At 63.4% G+C, this 22,177-nt stretch carries 23 protein-coding genes; 20 read left to right on the top strand and 3 right to left on the bottom strand.

Translation table 11 applies throughout. The features are described from left to right. Positions 1-33: 33 nt before the first annotated feature. Positions 34-702 carry a thiaminase II gene (gene tenA / locus KG088_RS04755; RefSeq protein WP_213824342.1) on the bottom strand — a complete coding sequence of 223 codons (669 nt, stop codon included), beginning with the start codon at positions 700-702 and terminating at the stop codon, positions 34-36. Positions 703-972: 270 nt separating this feature from the next. On the opposite strand from tenA, the gene KG088_RS04760 reads away from it, so the two are divergent. The 10 genes from KG088_RS04760 to KG088_RS04805 all read left to right on the top strand — a co-directional run bounded on the left by KG088_RS04760 (position 973) and on the right by KG088_RS04805 (position 9,247). Beyond that, entirely contained in the window at positions 973-1,563 is a 591-nt protein-coding gene (locus KG088_RS04760; RefSeq protein ID WP_213824343.1) for a rhodanese-like domain-containing protein, read from the top strand. A 72-nt stretch (positions 1,564-1,635) separates the two neighbouring features. Then, positions 1,636-2,115 carry a hypothetical protein gene (locus tag KG088_RS04765; protein WP_250148064.1) on the top strand — a complete coding sequence of 160 codons (480 nt, stop codon included), beginning with the start codon at positions 1,636-1,638 and terminating at the stop codon, positions 2,113-2,115. A gap of 60 nt (positions 2,116-2,175) precedes the next feature. Continuing rightward, positions 2,176-3,084 carry an MBL fold metallo-hydrolase gene (locus tag KG088_RS04770; protein ID WP_213824344.1) on the top strand — a complete coding sequence of 303 codons (909 nt, stop codon included), beginning with the start codon at positions 2,176-2,178 and terminating at the stop codon, positions 3,082-3,084. A gap of 229 nt (positions 3,085-3,313) precedes the next feature. After that, positions 3,314-4,180, top strand: a complete 867-nt coding sequence (locus KG088_RS04775) for an MBL fold metallo-hydrolase (protein WP_213824345.1) — start codon at positions 3,314-3,316, stop codon at positions 4,178-4,180. A gap of 41 nt (positions 4,181-4,221) precedes the next feature. Continuing rightward, complete coding sequence (locus tag KG088_RS04780; RefSeq protein WP_213824346.1) at positions 4,222-4,656, top strand: TIGR01244 family sulfur transferase; 435 nt, start codon at positions 4,222-4,224, stop codon at positions 4,654-4,656. A gap of 3 nt (positions 4,657-4,659) precedes the next feature. Further along, positions 4,660-6,468, top strand: coding sequence for a SulP family inorganic anion transporter (locus tag KG088_RS04785; RefSeq protein ID WP_213824347.1), 1,809 nt, complete (start codon positions 4,660-4,662; stop codon positions 6,466-6,468). Between the two features lie 23 nt (positions 6,469-6,491). Beyond that, positions 6,492-6,953, top strand: a complete 462-nt coding sequence (locus KG088_RS04790; protein WP_213824348.1) for a YeeE/YedE family protein — start codon at positions 6,492-6,494, stop codon at positions 6,951-6,953. Then, the gene (locus KG088_RS04795) at positions 6,950-7,381 is read left to right on the top strand and encodes a DUF6691 family protein (RefSeq protein WP_213824349.1); all 432 of its coding nucleotides are present in this window, start codon (positions 6,950-6,952) and stop codon (positions 7,379-7,381) included. The genes KG088_RS04790 and KG088_RS04795 overlap by 4 nt, the downstream gene beginning before the upstream one ends. 163 nt (positions 7,382-7,544) lie before the next feature. Then, positions 7,545-8,216, top strand: coding sequence for a c-type cytochrome (locus tag KG088_RS04800; RefSeq protein WP_250148065.1), 672 nt, complete (start codon positions 7,545-7,547; stop codon positions 8,214-8,216). Next, entirely contained in the window at positions 8,213-9,247 is a 1,035-nt protein-coding gene (locus KG088_RS04805; RefSeq protein ID WP_213824350.1) for a c-type cytochrome, read from the top strand. Before KG088_RS04800 ends, KG088_RS04805 begins: the two co-directional genes overlap by 4 nt. A gap of 87 nt (positions 9,248-9,334) precedes the next feature. On the opposite strand, the gene dsbG is transcribed toward KG088_RS04805, so the two are convergent. Then, complete coding sequence (gene dsbG / locus KG088_RS04810) at positions 9,335-10,108, bottom strand: thiol:disulfide interchange protein DsbG (RefSeq protein WP_213824351.1); 774 nt, start codon at positions 10,106-10,108, stop codon at positions 9,335-9,337. 201 nt (positions 10,109-10,309) lie between these two features. Between dsbG and KG088_RS04815 the strand changes: the two genes are divergently transcribed. Continuing rightward, the gene (locus tag KG088_RS04815; protein ID WP_213824352.1) at positions 10,310-10,774 is read left to right on the top strand and encodes a copper chaperone PCu(A)C; all 465 of its coding nucleotides are present in this window, start codon (positions 10,310-10,312) and stop codon (positions 10,772-10,774) included. On the opposite strand, the gene KG088_RS04820 is transcribed toward KG088_RS04815, so the two are convergent. Continuing rightward, positions 10,768-12,546: a sugar phosphorylase gene (locus tag KG088_RS04820; RefSeq protein ID WP_213824353.1), complete on the bottom strand. Its 1,779-nt coding sequence runs from the start codon at positions 12,544-12,546 to the stop codon at positions 10,768-10,770. The two genes, KG088_RS04815 and KG088_RS04820, sit on opposite strands and share 7 nt — an antisense overlap. A 173-nt stretch (positions 12,547-12,719) precedes the next feature. On the opposite strand from KG088_RS04820, the gene nrdR reads away from it, so the two are divergent. From nrdR to lon, 9 genes are all read left to right on the top strand, one after another. Further along, complete coding sequence (gene nrdR, locus KG088_RS04825; protein ID WP_213824354.1) at positions 12,720-13,202, top strand: transcriptional regulator NrdR; 483 nt, start codon at positions 12,720-12,722, stop codon at positions 13,200-13,202. Positions 13,203-13,229: 27 nt separating this feature from the next. Then, a complete protein-coding gene (gene ribD / locus KG088_RS04830; RefSeq protein ID WP_213824355.1) occupies positions 13,230-14,354 on the top strand; it encodes a bifunctional diaminohydroxyphosphoribosylaminopyrimidine deaminase/5-amino-6-(5-phosphoribosylamino)uracil reductase RibD in 1,125 nt (374 codons plus the stop codon). A 166-nt stretch (positions 14,355-14,520) separates the two neighbouring features. Then, positions 14,521-15,687, top strand: a complete 1,167-nt coding sequence (gene ribBA / locus KG088_RS04835; RefSeq protein ID WP_213824356.1) for a bifunctional 3,4-dihydroxy-2-butanone-4-phosphate synthase/GTP cyclohydrolase II — start codon at positions 14,521-14,523, stop codon at positions 15,685-15,687. A gap of 81 nt (positions 15,688-15,768) precedes the next feature. Next, positions 15,769-16,281, top strand: a complete 513-nt coding sequence (gene ribH / locus KG088_RS04840) for a 6,7-dimethyl-8-ribityllumazine synthase (protein WP_213824357.1) — start codon at positions 15,769-15,771, stop codon at positions 16,279-16,281. Then, on the top strand, positions 16,278-16,781 hold the full coding sequence (gene nusB / locus KG088_RS04845; protein WP_213824358.1) for a transcription antitermination factor NusB: 504 nt from the start codon (positions 16,278-16,280) through the stop codon (positions 16,779-16,781). The genes ribH and nusB overlap by 4 nt, the downstream gene beginning before the upstream one ends. Positions 16,782-16,794: 13 nt before the next feature. Continuing rightward, positions 16,795-17,766, top strand: a complete 972-nt coding sequence (gene thiL / locus KG088_RS04850) for a thiamine-phosphate kinase (RefSeq protein ID WP_213824359.1) — start codon at positions 16,795-16,797, stop codon at positions 17,764-17,766. Further along, positions 17,763-18,236 (top strand): phosphatidylglycerophosphatase A family protein, encoded by a 474-nt coding sequence (locus KG088_RS04855; RefSeq protein WP_213824360.1) that lies wholly within the window; start codon positions 17,763-17,765, stop codon positions 18,234-18,236. Before thiL ends, KG088_RS04855 begins: the two co-directional genes overlap by 4 nt. 91 nt (positions 18,237-18,327) lie before the next feature. After that, positions 18,328-19,569, top strand: coding sequence for a DUF945 family protein (locus KG088_RS04860; RefSeq protein ID WP_213824361.1), 1,242 nt, complete (start codon positions 18,328-18,330; stop codon positions 19,567-19,569). Positions 19,570-19,674: 105 nt separating this feature from the next. Then, a complete protein-coding gene (gene lon, locus KG088_RS04865) occupies positions 19,675-22,119 on the top strand; it encodes an endopeptidase La (protein ID WP_213824362.1) in 2,445 nt (814 codons plus the stop codon). Positions 22,120-22,177: the final 58 nt, after the last annotated feature.

Genomic DNA, 22,177 nt, shown 5'->3' on the forward strand with positions numbered 1-22,177 from the left:
AAAAGGCGCAGGGCTTGGCCGGGGCCGATCGCCTCAGAGGCGCTGCTCTAGCCCCATCTGCCAGAAGTCGATCTCAAGGCGCGTGGCATCGCGAAAGATCGTCGCGAGTTCATTGAAGCGTGCCGGCGTGACGTCGGCCAGTCGCGCGTCGAGCCAGCCGAGTTCGGCGTGCATGGCGTCCTGAAAATCGTCGCTCTCGTACATGGCGATCCAGGCCTCGAACGGATTGGCTTCGCCGCGTTGCGTGAATGACTGAGTGCCCAGCCAGTTGGCAATCTCGCCGTAGCCAACCAGGCAGGGAGCCAGCGCCACGTGCAGATCGAGCAGGTCGCCGCGGTTGCCGGTGTCCAGCACATAGCGGGTATAGGCCAGGGTGGCCCGCGCCTCGGGTAACCGGGCGAGGTCGTCTTCGCTGATGTCCCAGTCGCGGCAGTAGCCCACGTGAAGGTCGAGCTCCACATCGAGAATCGCCTTGAGCCCTTCATGGGCCTGACGCAGGTCCGCCAAGCTACGGCTCTTGTAGGCGGCCAGGGCAAAGGCCCGGGCGAAGTGAATCAGGAACAGGTAGTCCTGCTGCAGATAGTGGCGAAAGGCGCCACGGTCCAAGGTGCCTGCACCGAGCCCGCGCACGAAGTCGTGCTCGATATAGGCACGCCAATCGTCCCGGCAGGCGGTGGTGAGGTCGTCGAAGCGATAGCCCATTCTTTTCCTCTGAAAGTGACGATCCGGAGCACAACCAAGCCCCGTCAAGTTATCCCCGCCAGTCTATCAGCCCGTCGACGACTTGCCACACTGCGCCCTGCCTGGCAAGCGTGGCGGCCACCCTCGAGCGCTGCGACAACCCCCGCGACCCGTCCTCGGAAAAAGGTTTGATATGGATCAAGCTGCGACCACTTGTCTCGTGTCATGAGGCGGCAAGACGGCTATACTGCGCGTATTGGATATATGGTTATTACGTTAGAGGCAAAAGTTATGAAAAAGACCTTGATACCCTTGTTGGCCTCAATGGGGCTCTCAATGTTCTTGGGAGCCGCCCCTTCCCTTGCCGAGGAGGTCGAGGCCTACCGGGAGACAAAATTGGGCCTCTACGTCACGGCCACTGAGGCCCATGAACTCATGCAAGAGAACGATCGCGCCGTACTGATCGACGTACGCGATCCCGTCGAGATCAAGTTCACTGGCTTTGCCGAGCCCACCGATATCCATGTGCCCTGGGTGCTGGCTGACCGCGATAACTTCGATGAGGAAGCGAAGACCTGGCCCATGGTCAAGAATCCCGACTTCGAGGCGCAGGTGAAGGCCGAGATTGAAGCGCTGGGCGTGGCCGAGGACGACCCGATCATCGTCATGTGTCGTTCCGGCGCCACCCGCAGTGCCCCCGCTGCCGATGTGATCACCGAGATGGGGTACAGCGAAGTCTACTCAATGACCGACGGCTTCGAGGGGAGAAAGCTTGAGGAGGGTGATTCGCAAGGCGTGCGCGCCCTGGATGGCTGGCGTAATTCGGGCCTGCCGTGGGGTTACGAGATCAACCCCGACGTAGCCTGGCGCCAAGCAGACTGATGTTCCGAAACCTGGTTTTTAGCCTTGCCTGGTGGAGCCAGAGAGATTGACCAAGCCCAATGAGGTGACCACATGACTATCAAGACAACCTTGACCCTGGTACTGGCAGCCGCCACTACTGCCATGGGTTTCTCCGGCCTCGCCATGGCCGACAGCCACGGCGCTGAAGAAGCCAAAGACCAGGCGCTAGTGATCCTCACCAGCGACTCGCTGCAGACCCAAGGTATGGCCATGATCCTCTCCAACGCCATGCAGCAGCAGGGCACCGACCTGCATATCCTACTCTGTGATGCCGCGGGTGATCTGGCTGTCGACGGTTACGAAACCGCCGAGGCAATCAACACACCACCAAGCAACCCGGCGGGCCAGGTCAAGCCGGAAGGCATCCTGCAGATGATCATGGGTAAAGGCGCGAAGGTAGATGTGTGTGCCATCTACCTGCCCAACAGCGAGTACGACGAGGACGACCTGATCGAGGGCGTGGGTGTGGCGGCTCCCGGTCCCATGGCGGAAATGATGCGCGATCCGAGTGTCGCCGTATACACCTTCTGACGCCTGCCATCAGCGAGTTGACACCGCGCCGAGCCTTACTTCCGAATACAGGAGGTCAGCATGAAGACCTTTGCACTTTCCCGCAGCACAGGCCCCGGTAGCCCCGACGTGGCCGGGTTCTTCGACCCGCGCACCTTTAGCGTCCAATACGTGGTGAGCGACCCGGCCACCAGCAAATGCGCGATCATTGACCCGGTCTACGACTTCGACGAGAAATCCGGCGCTACCGCCACCCATCACGCCGATGAGCTTCTCGCCTACGTAACCGAACAGGGGCTCGAGGTGCAGTGGATCCTCGATACCCATCCCCATGCCGACCACTTTTCCGCGGCCCACTACCTGAATGAGAAGACCGGAGCGACGACGGCGATCTGCAAATACGTGACCGACGTGCAGGAACTCTGGAAAGGCATCTACCACTGGCCGGACTTCCCGGCGGATGGCTCCCAGTGGGATCGGCTGTTCGCCGAAGGTGATACCTTTCAGGTGGGTGAACTTGAGGCCAGCGTGATGTTCTCGCCGGGCCACACCCTGGCCTCGATCACCTATGTGATCGGCGATGCTGCCTTCGTCCACGACACCCTCTTCCAGCCGGACTTCGGTACCGCCCGCGCTGACTTCCCGGGCGGTGACGCCCGTCAACTGTGGCGCTCCATCCAGGCAATCCTGGCGCTGCCCGGCGAGACGCGGGTATTCACGGGCCATGACTACATGCCGGACGGTCGCGAGCCGGAGTGGGAGAGTACGGTAGACGAGCAGCGCCGGTACAACCCGCACCTGGCGGGGGTAAGTGAGAACGACTACGTCGCCCTACGTCACAAGCGTGATGCCGGGCTGCCGATGCCCAATCTGATCCTGCATGCCCTGCAGGTGAATACGCGGGGTGGACGCCTTCCCGAGCCCGAGGCCAATGGCAGGCGCTACCTGAAGATCCCCCTAGATGCGCTGGAAGGGGCCGCCTGGGACTGAGACGCCAGGGTCGTGGTGTGTCGGGCTTGCAGCGTTTTGATCGGTCCGATAACGGAGAACTCGCCTCCAAAGGTTTTTATAGCCATATATTTTTATATAAATAGGTTCTTATAGCCATAGGTGTTTATACCCACAGGCACAAATAGTTCTAAATAATATAACGTTAGAACTTTATTGGGTTATACTGTGCATAGATCGTAAGGCAGCGAAATTCACGGAGATCAGACCCATGTCCGCGCCCATTGTGAACCACTTCTTCGACGAGCCGACCAACACCTTCAGCTATGTGGTGCAGGACCCCGACAGCAAAGCCTGCGCAGTCCTCGATTCGGTGCTCGATTTCGACTATGCCGCCGGGCGCACCGATGTGAGCTCCGCCGATGAGATCATTGCCTTCATAAAGGCCGAGGGACTGACCGTGGAATGGATCCTCGAGACCCATGTGCACGCCGACCACCTGTCCGCTGCGCCCTACCTGCACGACAAGCTAGGTGGCAAGACCGGTATCGGCGCCAGGATCATCGAGGTGCAGGAGATTTTCGGCAAGGCCTTCAATGCCGGCACCGAGTTTGCTCGTGACGGTAGCCAGTTCGACCGCCTCTTCGAGGAGGGTGATACCTTCACCATCGGCAACCTGGAAGGACGCGTGCTGCACACCCCGGGCCATACCCCGGCCTGCTTGACCTACGTGATCGGCGATGCCGCCTTCGTCGGCGATACCTTGTTCATGCCGGATTACGGCACGGCCCGCTGCGACTTCCCGGGCGGCGATGCCCGCACCCTATACCGTTCGATCCAGAAGGTGCTGGCGCTGCCGAGCGAGACGCGGCTGTTCCTGTGCCACGACTACAAGGCGCCGGATCGAGACGAGTACCTGCACGAGACCAGTGTGGCCGAGCAGCGTGCCCACAACGTCCACGTCCACGAGGGGGTCAGTGAGGACGCGTTCGTGACGATGCGTACCGAGCGCGATGCCACCCTGGACATGCCCAAGCTGATCCTGCCGTCGGTGCAGGTAAATATGCGCGCCGGCCACATGCCACCGGCCGAGGACAACGGCCAGGTCTATCTCAAGGTGCCGATCAACAAGTTCTAACCCAGCCCAATCGGTCCAACGCTTCCCAGGGAGAGATCACCATGCAAATCCATGAACTCGAGCCCGGCTTCGCCATCGCCGACGCCGTGACACCCTCCGACCTTGATGAGGTCGCCCGTCGCGGCTTCCGCTCGGTGATCTGCAACCGCCGTCCCGGCGAGACCGAGGACTACCCCGACGACCCCACGCTGAGAGCTCGGGCCGCTGAGCTCGGCCTACAGTGGCGTTGTATTCCGGTCGCCCCGGGCGAGTACGGCGACGCCGATATCGATGCCTTCGGTCGTGAACTCGACGAGTTACCTGCACCGATCCTGGCCTTCTGCAAGACGGGCAAGCGGGCCGTGCACCTCTGGGCGCATGCTCGCAGCCAAGGAGCGAGCTGCGATATCCCGGCACTGCTCGCCGCTGCCCGCGCTGCCGGCCATGATCTGGAGGAGCGGCGCCCGCAGTTGGAAGCCGCTGCCGGACAGCGCTGAGCGATGAACCCGAAGCGCTACCTGCCGATCCTGCAATGGTTGCCGCATTACGGCCGCGAGACGTTTTCCAGCGACCTGCTGGCGGCGGTAATCGTCACCGTCATGCTGATCCCGCAGTCGCTGGCCTATGCCATGCTGGCAGGCCTGCCGCCGGAGGTGGGGCTCTATGCCAGCATCGCGCCGCTGGTGGTCTATGCGGTGTTCGGTACCAGCCGCACCCTGGCGGTGGGGCCGGTGGCGGTTGTCTCGCTGATGACTGCCGCGGCGGTAGGGCAGGTGGCTTCCCAAGGCAGCCCTGAGTATCTCGGTGCGGCGCTGGTGCTGACGCTGATGTCGGGGCTGATCCTGACCGCGATGGGCGCAGCGCGGTTGGGTTTTCTGGCCAATTTCCTGAGCCACCCGGTGATCTCCGGCTTCATCACCGCCTCGGGCCTGATCATTGCCGCCGGCCAGGCCAAGCACCTGCTGGGCATCGAGGCGAACGGCCAACACCTGCCCCAGCTACTGGCCAGCCTGATGGGCCGCCTGGGTGAGGCAAATCTCCCGACCCTGGCGATCGGTCTGTCGGTGTTGGCCTTCCTGTATGCCGCGCGGCGCTGGCTCAAAGCGAGCCTGCTGCGCGTAGGGATGCCGGCACGCCCGGCGGACATGTCGACCAAGGCGGCACCAATTCTCGCTGTGGCGGTGACTACACTCGCCACCTGGGCGCTGGGTCTCGACCAGTATGGTGTGGCCGTGGTCGGCGAGGTACCGGCCGGCCTGCCGCCGTTGACGCTGCCGGGGCTGGACACAGGACACTGGCAGGCGCTTTTCGTGGCGGCGCTGATGATCAGCATCGTCGGCTTCGTCGAGTCGGTGTCGGTGGGCCAGACGCTTGCCGCCAAGCGCCGCCAGCGCATCGACCCCGACCAGGAACTGGTGGGGCTTGGCACCTCGAACATTGCCGCCTCGTTGACCGGGGGCATGCCGGTGACCGGTGGTTTTGCGCGTTCGGTGGTGAACTTCGAGGCCGGCGCCGAGACCCCGGCGGCGGGGGCCTTTACCGCCGTGGGTATTGCCTTGGCGGCGCTGCTGCTGACCCCGCTGATCGCCTACCTGCCAATTGCCACGCTCGCCGCCACCATCATCGTGGCGGTGCTCTCCCTGGTAGACCTGGGGACGGTGAAGCGGACCTGGAGCTACTCGCGAAGCGACGTGGCGGCCATGCTGGCGACCATCGCCATGACCCTGCTGCAGGGCGTCGAAGTCGGCATCACGGTCGGCGTGGGACTGTCGTTGGCGCTGCATCTCTATCGCACCAGCCGGCCCCACAGCGCCATGGTCGGCCGGGTGCCGGGCACTGAACACTTCCGCAACGTCGAGCGCCATGCCGTCGAGACCGATGAGCGCCTGGCAATCCTGCGGGTGGACGAGAGTCTCTACTTCGCCAATGCCCGCTTCCTCGAGGACACCGTGATGGATATCGCCACCCGCCAGCCCTGCCTCGAGCACTTGGTATTGGCCTGCCAGGCGGTCAACGTTATCGATGCCTCGGCGCTTGAGAGCCTGGAGGCGATCAATGCCCGTCTGAAAGACGCCGGTGTGATGCTGCACCTGGCCGAGGTCAAGGGACCGGTGATGGATCGCCTGGAGCACACCGATTTCTGTCATGAGCTGTCTGGGCGCGTCTTCCTGAGCACCTTCGAGGCCTGGCAGGCGCTTCGCGGCCACAGCGACGGTAGCCTGTCGCGGCGCTGCGCCGAGCTGCAGCGGCTCGGGATGCCCCCCGACCCCATCAATGACATCCCAAAACCGCATCTGCGGATGCACTGAAGGACTCACTTAAGGAGAAAAACGTGGATTGGAGTGCAACCCTGCATGGGCTGATCGGCGGCGTACTGATCGGCCTGTCCGCCACCTGGCTGATGGCGACGTTGGGCCGAATCGCCGGCATCAGCGGCATCCTCGGCCAGCTCTTCACTGTCCGCCCTCAGGGCGACAGCGCCTGGCGGCTGGCCTTCCTGGCCGGCTTGGTCAGCGGCCCCCTGGTGCTGATGCTCGCCGGCGGTGGCTTGGGCAACGTGGTCGGTGCCCCTGGTAAGGTGATCGGTGAGCCCGCCGGCGGAGTAGCGCTGATGCTGGTGGCCGGCCTGCTGGTGGGTCTGGGTACTAGCCTGGGCAGTGGCTGCACCAGTGGGCACGGTGTGTGCGGTCTGGCTCGACTGTCGCCGCGCTCCCTGGTCGCCACCATTACTTTCCTGGTGGCGGCGATCGTCACCGTCTACGTGGTCCGGCATATGATCGGAGGTGGCGCATGAAGACCTCCCACCTCAAGACGCTGGCGGGCTATATCGCGGGGCTGATCTTCGGCCTCGGCTTGGCAATCTCTGGCATGACCGACCCGGCCCGGGTGCTCGGCTTCCTGGATGTCGCCGGCGCCTGGGACCCGACCCTGGTGTTCGTGCTGGGCGGCGCCGTGGTCACCAACTTTATCGGCTATCGGCTGGTGCTGCGTCGCCCCAACCCGTTATTCGGCGAGCGCTTCCAACTGCCCACCCGGCAGGACCTGGACGGCCGCCTGATCGGTGGCGCCGCCCTGTTCGGCATCGGCTGGGGGCTATCGGGCTATTGCCCGGGTCCGGCCTTCGCCTCCATCGCCGGTCTAACGCTGCCGCTCGCCGCCATGCTTGTCGCAATGATCGCCGGTTGGTTTCTGGCGAGAGCGGTGCCCACCAGCGCCCGATAACCGGGCTTTTCCCCAACGATAGCCTATAACGATAGGAGATTACGTCGCTTGAAGAGAGCTGTTCTTCAGGATGTGAGCGAACGGAAAGCCCACCTGGCTTTCCTGGTCCAGGTGAGCCGTTGAGCTGACCGCGCAAGGGTCGGTGACAACAAGAGAGGTAACTATGATGATCAGCAAGTGCATCATAAGTGGGCTCGGCCTGCTGCTGGGCCTCGGCCTGGTCGGCGGCAAGGCCGAGGCCCAGGAAGGCAACGTCGAGCGTGGCGAGACAGCCGCGGGGACCTGCGTGGCTTGCCACCAGGCCGACGGCAGTGGCATGAACGTGCCCGACGGTGAATCCTGGCCCCGTCTGGCCGGTCTGGACGCCGACTACATCGCTAAGCAGCTCCACGACTTCAAGGCAGGCCGTCGTCATAACGCCAGCATGCAACCCTTCGCCAACATGCTTGATGATCAGCAAATTGCCGACGTGGCCGCCTACTACGGCGAGATGCCGGTGACCGCGGCCCAGGGCGGCGGCGATGCCGACGAGGCGCTGCTGTCCCGCGGCGAGCAGCTCGCCCTGCGCGGCGACTGGAATCAGTACATCGTCTCCTGCAAGAGTTGTCACGGCCCGCGCAACGAGGGCGCAGGCGACACCTTTCCGGGTATCACCAGCCAGCACGCCGGTTACATCGAGAGCCAGCTGCATGCCTGGCAGGCAGGCGAGCGTAATAACGACCCGCAGAACCTGATGGGTGCCATCGCCAAGCGCATGAGCGATGACGACATACGCGCCGTTTCCGCCTGGCTGGCCAACCAGTCCGTGGCGTCCGAACAGGGGGAAAGCCAATGACCGCTCACAAGATACCCCTGGCCTTGGCCAGTGCAGCCCTGACCGCCGGGATGAGCCTGGCCGCCCTTGCCGAGTCTGTGCCGTCGGCGGTTGAGACGTTGGTGGAACTTGGTTACCCGCCACCTCAGGAGGGCGAGCTTGTCCACGTTCCGCCGACCATGGCAGATCTCGAGAAAGCCGACCTGCATCCGGAAACCAAGGAGGTCATCCGTCGCGGCTACGATCTCTTCACCAACACCCAGCAGCTGCGTGGTGAGAATGTCTTCAACGAGATGAACTGCTCCAGTTGCCATCTCGGCGAGGGGCGCCAACCGTTCAGCGCGCCAATCTGGCCGGCGGTGGTCACCCTGCCCAGCTATCGCGGCAAGAACGACCACGTCAACAACCTGGAGGAACGCATCGCCGGCTGCTTCGCCTATTCCATGAACGGCGTGCCGCCCGAGTACGGCAGTGACGACATGCTGGCGTTGTCGGCCTATCACCAGTGGCTGGCCAAGGGCGCGCCGATGTATCCCGACCAGCCGATCTATGGCCGCGGCTTTCCGGCACCGGAGCGTCCCGACGAGCTGAATTACCAGCGTGGCGAGGAGCTCTACCAGGCGCAGTGCGCGATCTGCCACAGCGAGAATGGTTCCGGCCTCTATCAGGATGGCGAGTACATTTTCCCGGCGCCTTGGGGCGATGGCTCCAATAACTGGGGGGCGGGGATCGTGCGGACCGAGACCGCGGCCGGGTTCATCAAGAACAATATGCCGCTGGGCAAGCCGCTCTCACTCTCCGACCAGCAGGCGTGGGACATCGCCTACTACATGACCCGGCAGGAACGCCCGCAGGATCCGCGCTACACCGGTAATGTGGAAGAGACCCTGGAGAGGTTCGGGCCCACCTTCCACAAGAACTCCAGCTACGGTCAGGTGCGCGAGCATGACGGCCACGTGCTGGGCGACCACGCCAATTGGGGCGAGAAGGGCGGCGAGGTCACGCCCTGGAACGTCGGCCAATCGCGCTTCGAAGGTCTAAAAGAAGAGTAACTCCCGCTGCCTTCGCGGCAACGCGAACCTCCCGCCTGGCCAAGCCAGGTGGAAGGTTCGTGTTTCGGATAGCGAGGTAAAGAAACTTCAGGGGGCTTCGCCGCCCATCATGTCGATCAGGCGCTCCTCGCTCGGCATGCCTTCCACTCTCCGGCTGCGCTCGCCGTCACGGTAAAAGGTCGAGGGTGTAGCGATCAGCCCCAGCGATTCGAACAGCTGGTTGTTATCGTATACCTGCTCTTCGATGTCGCGGGGCTGGGCGGAGGCCTCGATTTCCTCGCGGCCGGCGTAGTGAGCGTCAAGTGCTGCGACCGGGTCCTCGGCGCCCAGCAAGGCGGCGGCCTTGGCGGGGCTATCCTGGGCGAGAATGCCCACCATGACATGTCGAATCTGCACCTCGCCGGCGTCGACCCAGAGGCGGGTTGCCTTCCAGAGTTCCCGGCAGAAGGGGCAGTTGGGGTCTGAAAAGGTGTAGATCACACGCGGTGCCTGGCTGTCGCCATCGCGAATCCACGCCCCCTTCTCGACCTCTTCCCAGGCGGCGGCGTCCTGGGCGGCGCGGATATGCTCATCTAATGCGGCATTGGAGAGATCCGTGCCCTCGGCGTCCACCAAGGTACCCACTACTGCATGCTGACCATCGGCGGTCAGGTAGATGGCAACCTCGCCACCCTCGTAGCTGGCTGCGTAGCCGGTCAGCCCGGCGGGCGCCTCGAACTCGGCATGAATGGTCAGCCCCTGGGCGGTGAGCGCCTTGACCGGGCCCGGCCAGTGATCATCGGCCGAAACCGGCAGCGCCAAGGCGCAAGCCAGGACCAGGGCAACGGGAGACGGTAGGGAGAAACGGGCAGGCAAGGACATGGCGATTTCCTGACGATAAAGTTTTCTGACATTGAAAAGCGTCAGATTCTGTCATGAAGCGGGTCCTGTCACGAACCTGGCCATCGCTATGGCGGCCTCGGCGGGAGAGGCGTTGCCGGAGACGAAACGTCGCATTCGCCAGCACCCCGCGGCGATAGTGCGGTATAACAGTCGACTGACACGTACTGAGGAGACAACGATATGCGGTTATTCCTGCCATCCCTGACAGCGTTGATGCTCGCGCTGGCCAGTCACATGGCGGTGGCCCAGTCGGTCACGGTGGAGAATGCCCAGGTGCGTGCGGTGCCCCCGGTGTCGACTACCTCGGCAGCCTTCATGGTCCTGCATAATGCCGGGGACGAGGACGTCGAGATCGTCGCGGCATCGTCGCCGGCGGCCGAGGTGCTCGAGCTGCACGAGCACCAGCACGCGGATGGGGTGATGCAGATGCGCCACGTGTCCGAGGTGAGCATTCCCGCCGGTGGCAGCACCGAGCTGGCCCCTGGCGGCCTACACCTGATGCTGATCAACTTGACGCAATCCTTGGACGAAGGCGAGAGGGTGGCCATCACGCTGGAATTCGCCAACGGCGAGACGCTGTCTTTCGAGGCTCCGGTACTGCCGGTAAATACCCGGCAACAGGCGTCGCACGGCAAGGCTCACTGATCCTCGCTGACTAGCCAAAGGCTGCGGTAGGGCGCGAGGCTGTCGATCCGCTTCACGGTGGCCTTCTCCAACAGGTCATACCAAGATCGCGCGTCGAGTTCGGACAGGGCCAGTGGCTGGCGCCGATCGGTGATGTTATGGATCGCCAGCAACCGACGCCCATCGCTCAGCGGGCCACGCTCCAGCACCAGCAGCTCGGGCGGTGAAGGGATCACGCGTTGGGGTGCATCCGGGTGGAAACAGGGTTCGCTACGGCGCACCGCCAGTCGGCGCTTGAGGGCCATGAAGACCTCCCGCGTCGGCGTGTTGCGGCTGTCGAGCAGCTCGTCGAGATCCTCGCGCTGCCAGCGGCGTCGGTTGAGCGAGCGCAATCGTCCGCTGCGCTCGACGCCTTCGTGATCGTTGAGCGATGCGGTCAGGGAGTGGAGGTACAGTGCGGGAATGCCCTGCAGCGCCATCATCAGGTTTTGGCTGCACAGGAAACGCTCGACCTGCCAGGGATCGGCGCCACGGCGCGTGCCTTTCATGGCGTCGAACCAGGTGATGTTGATCTCGTAGGGTGTGTCCTCGCCACCGGGGTTGGCGCGCATGCTGACGAAGCCGCCGAAACGATGCATCAGCTCCGTCAGCGCCTCGATCTCGTGGGTGGGCATCCGGCCTTCCAGTGGCCGCACGCCGATACCGTCGTGGCTGGCGGTGAAGTTGAGATAACTGCAGCCCGGCGGCAGTTCGGGCAGGCTCGAGAGCCAAGTCGCCAAGGTGCCGGCTTCGCCACTGGTGAGGGTATGCAGCAGCAGCGGCGGTAGCGGGAACTGATAGACCAGGTGCGCCTCGTCCGGGGTGTCGTCGGGGCCGGAAAGACGATCCAAACCGAAGTAGCTGATGTTCTCGCGATGCGGGACATTGGTCTCGGTCAACAGCAGGGTGCCCGGCGCCAGGTAGTCGACGATGGCCCGCATCAGGCGCACGACCTCGTGGGTCTGGGGCAGGTGAACACAGCTGGTGCCGATTTCCTTCCAGAGATAGGCGATGGCATCGAGGCGGATGATTCGCGCGCCTTGTTGGAGATAAAAAAGCAGGATGTCGATGAACTCCAGCAGCACGTCGGGGTTGGCGAAGTCGAGATCGATCTGGTCATCGGAGAAGGTCGCCCAGAGATGCCGGGTGCCACGGCGAGTGGCCACCGGTACCAGCAGCGGGCTGTTACGTGGGCGTACGACCGCCGAGAGATCGGTGGCCGGGTCCATTTCGATGAAGAAGTCGCGTCCCGGCTTGCTATCGCTCAGGTAATCGACGAACCATAGCGACTCGCGCGATACATGATTGAGCACCAGGTCGAACGCCAGGGCGCCGTGCTCGGCCAGGCGGCGGATGTGCGACCAGTCGCCGAGCGAGGGTTCGACCTGTCGATAATCGATCACCGAGAAGCCGTCGTCGCTGCTCCAGGGAAAGAATGGCAGGATATGCACGCCGCTGAAGGTATCCGGCAGGCGGGTGTCAATAAAGGATTCCAGTGCCTCCAGCGGTGGGCGGTCGCCATCGAGCAGGCTGTCACCATAGGTGATCAACCATTGGTCTCGCTCGCTCCACAATGGCGGTGGAGTGTCCGGTCGCCGGGCGAGCAGTGCACTGCCCTGGTGCGCTACCAGCGTGAGAAGGCGCTTGAGCACTTCCTCGGCGCGTTGGCCGTAAATGAGGGCCAGGCGCGCGCGGGCGCGATTGACGAACTCATCGTGATCGAGATGGCGAGGGAGAGTAGGAGTCGTGGGCATTGGAGGGTTCCGGTCAGGCGTCTGGACAATCACGGCTTGCATGGAAGCTTTTCTTGCATAGTATGTGCCAGCTCGGCTTCTCGCCTGCGCCAAGTGGGCGTCGGCTGGGCGTATACATAGGGAAACGTTACACTGTGGCAACACCTTCTCCCTGCCGACTCTGGAATCCTTCGATGCACTGTCCCTTTTGTGGAACCCATGACACCAAGGTGACCGACTCGCGCTTGGTCGCCGAGGGCGATCAGGTGCGCCGCAGGCGCCAGTGCGCGGCATGCGGTGAACGTTTTACCACCTACGAGACAGCCGAACTGGTGATGCCGCGGGTGATCAAGGGTGATGGGACGCGAGAGGACTTCAACGAGGCCAAGTTGCGTGCCGGCATGCTGCGCGCCCTCGAGAAACGCCCGGTCAGCGCCGAAGCCATCGAGGCGGCAGTGGAGCGTATTCGCCAGGCGTTACGGGCTCGCGGCGAGCGGGAAATCAATGCCCGGATTATCGGCGAGGAGGTCATGAGCGCACTCAAGCGCCTCGACCAGATCGCTTTTATTCGCTTCGCCTCGGTGTATCGCCGCTTTCAGGATATCGACGAGTTTCGTGCCGAGATCGACCGGTTGTCTCAAGAGCCGGGAACCCCTCACGACACGACCAATCGCTGAATGCCAACGCTTGCAAAAAGGGAGTCAATGGCCAAACAGTCCCCGGAAACTTGGATGGCCCGCGCCCTGCAACTGGCGCGTCGTGGCCTTTACACCACGCATCCCAACCCACGGGTCGGCTGCGTGCTGGTCAAGCGCCGGCGTGTGGTCGGTGAGGGGTATCACGTCCGCGCCGGTGAGCCGCATGCCGAGGTTCACGCGCTGCGCGCCGCCGGAGAAGCCGCCCGGAGCGCCACGGCCTATGTCACCCTGGAGCCCTGTTCGCATCAGGGGCGTACCGGCTCCTGCGCGCTGGCGCTGATCGAGGCGAAGGTGAAGGCGGTGGTGATCGCCATGGTCGACCCCAACCCCGACGTGGCGGGCCGCGGTATTGCCATGTTGCGCGACGCGGGAATCGACGTGTCGGTCGGCTTGCTGGAAGACCAGGCGCTGGCGCTCAATCCGGGCTTCGTGATGCGCATGGAGCATGGCCGTCCCTTCGTGCGCCTTAAGATGGCGATGAGCCTCGATGGCCGCACCGCCATGCAATCGGGCGAATCGCAGTGGATCACCGGCCCTCAGGCGCGCCGTGACGTGCAGCGCCTGCGGGCGAGGTCGAGCGCGGTGCTGACCGGTGTCGACTCGGTTATCTTCGACAACGCACGGCTCACCGTGCGGCCGGAGGCGCTCGAGCTGGAAGATGCCGAGGAGATTGCCCGGCATCAACCCCTGAGAGTGGTGGTCGATACGCAGCTGCGCCTGCCCCAGGCGGCGGCGTGTCTGAGCGAGCCGGGGCGAACCCTGGTCGCGACCTGCGCAGGCTTCGATGCCGACAAACGCCAGCGACTCGAGCGTGCCGGCGCCGAGGTGCTGGAAATGCCGGCAGGGGCGGAAGGACGGGTGGACCTGCATGCCTTGCTGCGTTACCTCGCCGAGACCGAACACGCCAACGAAGTGCTGCTCGAGACCGGGGCGACCCTGGCGGGCGCCATGCTCGATGCCGGCCTGGTCGACGAGATGCAGCTCTTCGTCGCACCCACCCTGCTGGGTGGCGAGGCGCGGCCATTGTTCGCGTTGCCGGGGTTGTCGGAGATGGCCCACCAGCGACCGCTCGAGATTCTCGATATCCGTGCCGTGGGTCGCGACTGGCGGATTACCGCGCTGCCGCGTTAAACGTGGGCGACGAGCCTGGCGCCCGCCGCCGTGCCACGGTGCTCTCTACTGGCGTCCGCCGCCGCGCCACGGTGCTCTCCACTGGCGCCCGCCGCCGCGCCACGGTACCCTGACGCCGTTTCGAGGCAGGCCGCGAGGCCTGCCACGCTGAATCACTGGAGATCCCATGGTGCAAACCTCCTCCGGGGGCATGGCCCCCATTGCTGAACTGGTCGAGGATATTCGCCAGGGCAAAATGGTGATCCTCATGGATGATGAGGATCGCGAGAACGAAGGCGATATCATCATGGCCGCCGAGAGGGTCGAGGCCGAGCACATCAACTTCATGGCGCGTCATGCGCGTGGCTTGATCTGTTTGCCAATGACCCGCAGCCGCTGTGAGTACCTGCAGTTGCCGCTGATGGTGCGCGACAACAACTCGGGGTTCGGCACCAAGTTCACGCTCTCCATCGAGGCCGCCGAAGGGGTCACCACCGGCATTTCTGCCGCCGACCGGGCCCGCACCGTGCGGGCTGCGGTGGCACGCGATGCCAGGCCCGAAGATATCGTTCAGCCGGGGCATATCTTCCCGCTGATGGCCGAGCCGGGCGGCGTACTGCGTCGCGCCGGGCATACCGAAGCGGCGTGCGACCTGGCGGCGCTGGCTGGCTTCGAGCCGAGCGGGGTGATCTGCGAGGTGATGAACGACGACGGCAGCATGGCGCGTCGTCCGGAACTCGAGCAATTCGCCGCCGAACATGGACTGAAGATGGGCACCATCGCCGATCTGATCCACTATCGCATCCACAATGAGCAGACCGTGGAGCCGGTGGAGTCGACCCCGGTCCAGACCGCCTTCGGCGAACTGACGCTGCATGTCTTTCGCGATCGCATACAGGGCGCGCACCATCTGGCGCTGGTCAAGGGACAACCGACACCCGAGACACCGACCACCGTGCGTGTGCACCTGGCCGATACGCTGCGTGATCTGCTCGGACTGCAGAAAGGTGAGGGCGGCCATTGGTCGACCCACGCGGCCCTCGAGGAGATCGCCCGTGTCGACCAGGGCGTCTTTGTGCTGCTCGATGATGGGCGTCCCCATCAGGATTTCCGCGATCAGCTCGAAGTTTTCCTGGAACGTCGTCGAACCCCGCGCAGCAGCGACTCCGATGGTGCCGGCAACTACCTGACCATCGGCACCGGGTCGCAGATTCTGCGCCATCTCGGCGTGGGCCGGATGCGCCTGCTCAGCTCACCCTGGAGATTCTCGGCGCTGTCTGGCTTCGATCTGGAAGTGGTCGAGCGCTTGGGCCCCGAGGATCTCCCCGTCAACCAGGCCGCTGCCGGCGGATGAGCGCAACATTCACTCATGTCAACGGCATGGCCTGGCCGTGCCAGAATTCAGCCGGACAGAGTTCACGAGGAACCTGAAACCATGCAACCGATTTCCCAAGTCGAAGGTACCTTTGTCGACATCGACGGTCGCTACGTGATCGTGGTGGGCCGCTTCAACCATCATGTGGTCGACAGCCTGGTGGAAGGGGCGGTGGATATCCTGATGCGTCACGGCGTTGAGGGCGACAACATTGATATCGTTCATGTGCCAGGCGCCTGGGAACTGCCCCTGGCAGTCAAGAAGGTCCTCAAGGTGGCGCATCCGGATGCAGTGATCGCGCTGGGGGCGGTGATCCGTGGCGGCACGCCTCACTTCGAATACGTGGCGGGTGGCTGCAACGCCGCGCTTGGCAACCTGCAGCTCGAGTTCGAGACGCCCATCGCCAATGGGGTGCTCACCGTCAATTCCATCGAACAGGCCATCGAGCGTGCCGGCACCAAGGCGGGCAACAAGGGCGCGGAAGCGGCCATGGCCGCCATGGAGATGGTCTCGCTGCTGCGCTGTTTCGGCGACGATGACGATCATGATCAGCACGCAGAGGACAAGGCATGAGCGGCGACAAATCCCGTGCCCCCTCGGCCGCTCAGCAGTCGCGGCATGCCGCACGCGAGCTGGCGGTGCAGGGGCTGTATCAATGGCAGATGACCGGTAAGTCGATCACGGCGGTTGAGGCGGAATTCCGCAGCCAGCTGGCCGACGAGGATATGGAAGACCACGAGAACTGGCACAAGGTCATGGAGTTCGCCGACCTGGCGCTGTTTCATGAGCTGCTGCATAACGTGGTGCGCTTCAAGGCGGACCTGGACGCTGACATTTCGCCCTTGCTCGACCGCCGACTCGAGGAACTCGATCCCATCGAGCTGGCCATTCTGCGCCTTGGCGCTTATGAGCTGTCGCGCCGCCTCGAGGTGCCGTATCGTGCGGTGATAAACGAGGGCGTCGAGCTGGCCAAGTCTTTCGGTGGCACCGACAGCCACAAATACGTCAACAGCATTCTCGACAAGCTCGCCGGCCGCTTGCGTGGTGCCGAGGTGGCCGCCCGTCGCCGCTGATGGGTGATACCTGATGCACAGCGAATTCGATCTGATCACGCGCTTCTTGACTCCCGCGTCGCCGCAGGCGGGCGCCGGGGTCTCTCTGGGTGTCGGCGATGACTGCACGCTGCTGTCACCGACGCCGGGCCAGCGCCTGGCGGTCAGCGTGGATACCTCGGTCGTCGATGTGCACTTTCCCGCCGGCGCGCCCGCCGAGGCCATTGGTCATCGAGCGCTGGCGGTCAGCCTGAGCGATCTTGCCGCCATGGGCGCCCATTCGCGTTGGTGCTTGATGTCGCTGACCCTACCGACTGCGGATGATACTGACTGGCTCGAAGATTTCGCCAGAGGCTTTCATGCCCTGTGCGATGCCACCGGGACAGCGCTGGTCGGCGGTGACACCACACAGGGCGAACTGGCCATCGGTGTGACCGTCATGGGTGAGGTGTCTCCTGCCTTGTCCCTGACTCGCGATGGCGCACGGCCCGGCGATCTGCTGGCGGTGACCGGAGCCCTGGGTGGGGGCGCCGGGGGGCTTGCCCTTTGGCAACAAGGCGAGCGCGATCTCGGCCACCCGCTGCTGGCGCGTTACCTCTTGCCTCAGCCACGTCTCGCCGCTGGCGAAGCGCTGGCAGGGCTTGCCACGGCGGCGATTGATATCTCCGATGGATTGCTTGCCGATCTCAAGCATCTGCTGGCAAGCTCTGGCGTCGGTGCCGAGCTGGAAGCCGCCTCATTGCCACTGGCCGAGGGGCTGGTCGAGGCGCTGGGCGAAACGCGTGCACGAGACGCGGCACTGAGCGGCGGCGATGATTATGAACTACTGGTAAGCTTGCCCGCCGAGCATCTGGATGAGGCACGCAAGCGGCTGGCGGCGAGCGACCTTGCGCTGTCGATCATCGGACATATCAGCGCCTCCCCAGGCATCACCGGCATCGCCGAGGCGGTGCGGGGAGGTTGGCAGCATTTTTCCGGCCAAGCTGACGACGGAGTGACGCCATGAACCGCGCCCCGGCCAGCGTCTGGCATCGCCCGACCCACTTTCTCGCCTTCGGGCTGGGCAGCGGTGCCGTGCCCTTCGCGCCAGGAACCTTCGGTACCCTGGCGGCGATTCCTTTCTACTGGCTCATCTCCGAATTACCGCTCAACTGGTACATGGCCTTGCTGGTCGTAACCTTCGTTTGGGGAGTCTGGCTTTGCGAAAAGACCTCTCAGGACATGGGAGTACACGATCATTCCGGCATCGTCTGGGATGAATTCGTCGGCTACTGGATCACCATGACCGCTGTGCCTTTTTCCTGGGAGGCGGCACTTTGGGGGTTCGTGGTCTTCCGGGTCTTTGATGTCTTCAAACCCTGGCCGGTTCGCTGGGCTGACCGGCGAGTGGCCGGGGGATTCGGCATCATGATCGATGATGTTCTTGCAGGCATATATGCCTGGAGTACGATGCATATCTGGTTCTGGCTACACTGACTTCGCTAATGCAGGCCGAGTTAGATGACTCACTGCGATGTCAGGGTTGTGGTGCCGTCGATAAGCGGTGCCGTCGAGAATGAGGAAAAGCATGGTACGCAAGGAACGTTTGATCGTCCCGGCCTTGATCGTCGTTGCCATGATTTGGGCTGTGGCCCAATACCTTTCCGGGCTGTTGTTCGAGCGTGAGCTTGAGAGAGCCGTCAATGATCTGGAGGCGCGAGGTGAGCTGGTGGTCGAGCGCAGCGACGTCAGACACGGCTGGCTGACGTCCCGCGGGACCATTCATGTAGCGCCAGTACTGGGCGATGCCTGGCATCTTGCGTTGAGCTATGAGGCCGACCACGGGGTATTGAGCACCCGCGTCGAGGGGCTGGCGATGCCGCTGATGGGGCCACATCAGATGCCCGTGTTTGGCGATGCGCTGCCGTCGAATCCGCCGAGTTGGCATGCGCTATATCACACACTCAGCGGGACCCTGGAGGGCTCGATTCAGCTGGCTCCTTTCCTTATCCGCCAGGGCGAGCGTGAGCTGGATTTCCAGGGCGGTGAGTTGGCCTTCAACGGCGAGTATGGCGACTGGCGCGGACGTGCCCGTATTTCTCCCCTGCGGCTCACCGACGGCAGCGCAAGGCTCGATATCGGCCCGGTCATGCTCGAGAGCCGTTACGCCTATACGCCGGGGGCTTATCACTTTACACAGCACGATCTGCTGCGCGTCGAAGCGCTCAGCTGGCAACAGCCAGACCTCGGCATAACGGCGCACGATCTCATCTATCAGAGCCAGATGACCCTCGATGAACGTGAATTACGCATCGATAGTGAGCTGACCATCAGGGAGGTGCTGGCCGCTGAAGAGGTGCTGCTGACCGGCCGGGTGGCGTTGTCGCTGTCGCGAGTCAACGCGGATGCCCTGCGCCAGGCGCTGGGCGTCCTGCGCAGCGAGGCGGCACAGGGGGACACGGCTCGGCAGGGGCGCGAGCTGCTGGAAACGCTCGAGCCGTATCTGGTTGACATGCTGCATGACTCTCCGCGCCTGGATGCCACGGCGGTGGAGCTCGACAGTCCCATGCTCGGTATCGGTGTTCAGGGCAGTGGTGCCCTGTTCTTCGATGCGCGCGACCTCGGCGAGCTGAGTCTGCTGCGACTTTCTGACGAGACGGAGCAGCAGCGCTGGATGTCGCGTCTGGACGGCGACTTCGACTGGCCTGATGTGCCCACGGTGGTGGCGCTGTGGCTGGGGCTGCCACTCGATACCCGCGATCTTGAAATCGACGTGATACGGGGCAGGGTGCGAGTCAATGGCCGGCCTTTACCGCCGCTGTGGCGTTGATGTCCCCTGTTAAAACAGCCGTATGGCTTGAACTCGGTACTGGCTGCCCGCATTGACTGGTTAGTTTGCTAAATTGCAGTCACATCGGATTAGGATGATTAGCCTATGAGCGGCGAGCAGGATAGCTTCCAGGACCCGGAGAGGCAGGACTGGGTTCGGGAGTCCGACGACACCGGCGATGACTTCGCTTACCGAGAAGGGCCCCAGGAGCGTAAAGCCATGGTGCCCGCACGAGACACACTGCCCGAGCGTATCTACCTGCTGCCGATCCACAATCGGCCTTTCTTCCCCGCCCAGGTACAACCGCTGGTGATCAATCGCGAGCGCTGGGAAGACACCATGCGCCGCGTCGCCGATACCCCGCACCAGGTGGTCGGGCTCGCTTTCGTTGGTGAGGCGGGCGTCGAGGAGATCGGGCCGGGGGATTTCCCCGAGATCGGCACAGCGGTCAAGGTACACAAGCTTCAGGCCGAGGATCAGCAGTTCCAGTTCATCGCCCGAGGCGTGCAGCGCTTTCGCATCCAGCGCTGGCTGTCCAAGACCCCCCCTTACCTGGTCGAAGTGTCCTACCCACGCGAGCCGATCAATGTCGAGGCAGACGAGGCCCGCGCCTATGCCATGGCGCTGATCAATGGCATCAAGGAGCTGTTGCCGATCAACCCGCTCTATGGCGAGGAGCTCAAGCACTATCTCAATCGCTTCAGCCCCCACGAGCCGGGGCCCTTGTCCGATTTTGCCGCGGCGATCACCTCGGCCAAGGGCCATGAGCTGCAGGATGTGCTGGAGACCCTGGCGGTCATGCCGCGCATGCAGAAGGTGTTGCCGCTGCTGCGCAAGGAGATCGATGTCGCTCAGCTGCAAAGCGAGATCAGCGACCAGGTCAACGCCCAGATGCAGAACCGCCAGCGTGAATTCTTCCTGCGCGAACAGCTCAGGGTCATCCAGCGTGAGCTGGGTATCTCCAAGGACGACCGCGAGAACGATGTCGACACCTTCCGCGACCGACTCGAGGGGCTGACGGTGCCGCCCAAGGTGCTGACGCGCATTGAAGAGGAACTCGACAAGCTTTCGGTGCTGGAAACCGGCTCCCCCGAATACGGCACGACACGCAACTATCTCGACTGGCTCACGTCGATGCCATGGGGCGTGCGCAGCGTCGACCAGCTCGACCTCGCCCATGCGCGCCAGGTGCTCGATCGCGATCACGACGGCCTGACCGATGTGAAGGAACGGATTGTAGAGTTTCTCGCCGAGGGCACCTTCAAGGGCGATGTCGGCGGGTCGATCCTGCTGCTGGTTGGCCCACCCGGTGTTGGCAAAACCTCGGTGGGGCGCTCCATCGCCGAGGCGCTAGGCCGCAGGTTCTATCGTTTTTCGGTGGGCGGCATGCGCGATGAGGCCGAGATCAAGGGGCACCGGCGCACCTATATTGGTGCCATGCCGGGCAAGCTGGTGCAGTCCCTCAAGGAGGTCGAGGTCGAGAATCCGGTGATCATGCTCGACGAGATCGACAAGATGGGGCAATCCTTCCAGGGCGACCCGGCCTCGGCGCTGCTTGAGGTGCTCGACCCTGAACAAAACATCGACTTTCTCGATCACTACCTGGATGTGCGCCTCGATCTTTCCAAGGTGCTGTTCGTGTGTACGGCCAATACGCTGGATTCGATTCCGCCGGCGCTGCTGGATCGCATGGAACAGATTCGTCTCTCGGGGTATATCGCCGAGGAAAAGCTGGCCATTGCCAAGAATCACCTATGGCCCAAGCTGCTCAAGCGCGACCGGATACCCAAGAAACGCATCAATCTGTCCGATTCGGCACTCAAACAGGTGATCGAGGGCTATGCCCGCGAGGCTGGGGTGCGTCAGTTAGAAAAGCAGCTGCATCGCATCGTGCGCAAGGCGGCGGTCAAGATGCTCGAAAATGATCAGAAGTCGGTGCGGGTGTCGGTGAACAATCTCGAGAATTTTCTCGGGGCTCCCCTCTTCCGCAAGGATAAGGTGATGAAGGGCCAGGGGGTGGTGACCGGGCTCGCCTGGACCTCGATGGGCGGTGCGACACTTTCCATCGAGGCCGGCAAGGTCCACTCACTGGATCGCGGCTTCAAGCTCACCGGCCAGCTCGGCGAGGTCATGAAAGAGTCGGCCAATATCGCGCACAGCTACGTGCTGGGACACCTTAGCGAGTATGGCGCCGACAGTGACTTCTTCGACTCGGCGTTCGTGCATTTGCATGTGCCCGAAGGCGCCACGCCCAAGGACGGCCCGTCGGCCGGGGTCACCATGACCACCGCCTTGCTTTCCCTGGCGTTGCATCGTGCCATCGAGCGGCCGCTGGCCATGACCGGCGAGCTGACACTCACCGGTCAGGTGCTGCCGGTAGGAGGGATCCGCGAGAAGGTGATCGCCGCTCGACGCAGTGAAATCTTCGAGCTGATTTTGCCCGATGCCAATCGCCGGGATTACGATGAGCTACCTGATTACCTCAAGGAGGGAATGACGGTCCACTTCGCTGGCCGTTACCCGGATGTCGCGAAGGTGGTCTTCGGATGACGGCACTCGTCAGGTTGGGGTGCCGTCACCCGGGGCCTGACAACGGCGAGATAGCGTA

Source organism: Halomonas jincaotanensis (assembly GCF_018448785.1).
In the GTDB taxonomy this organism is placed as follows: Bacteria; Pseudomonadota; Gammaproteobacteria; order Pseudomonadales; family Halomonadaceae; genus Halomonas; species Halomonas jincaotanensis.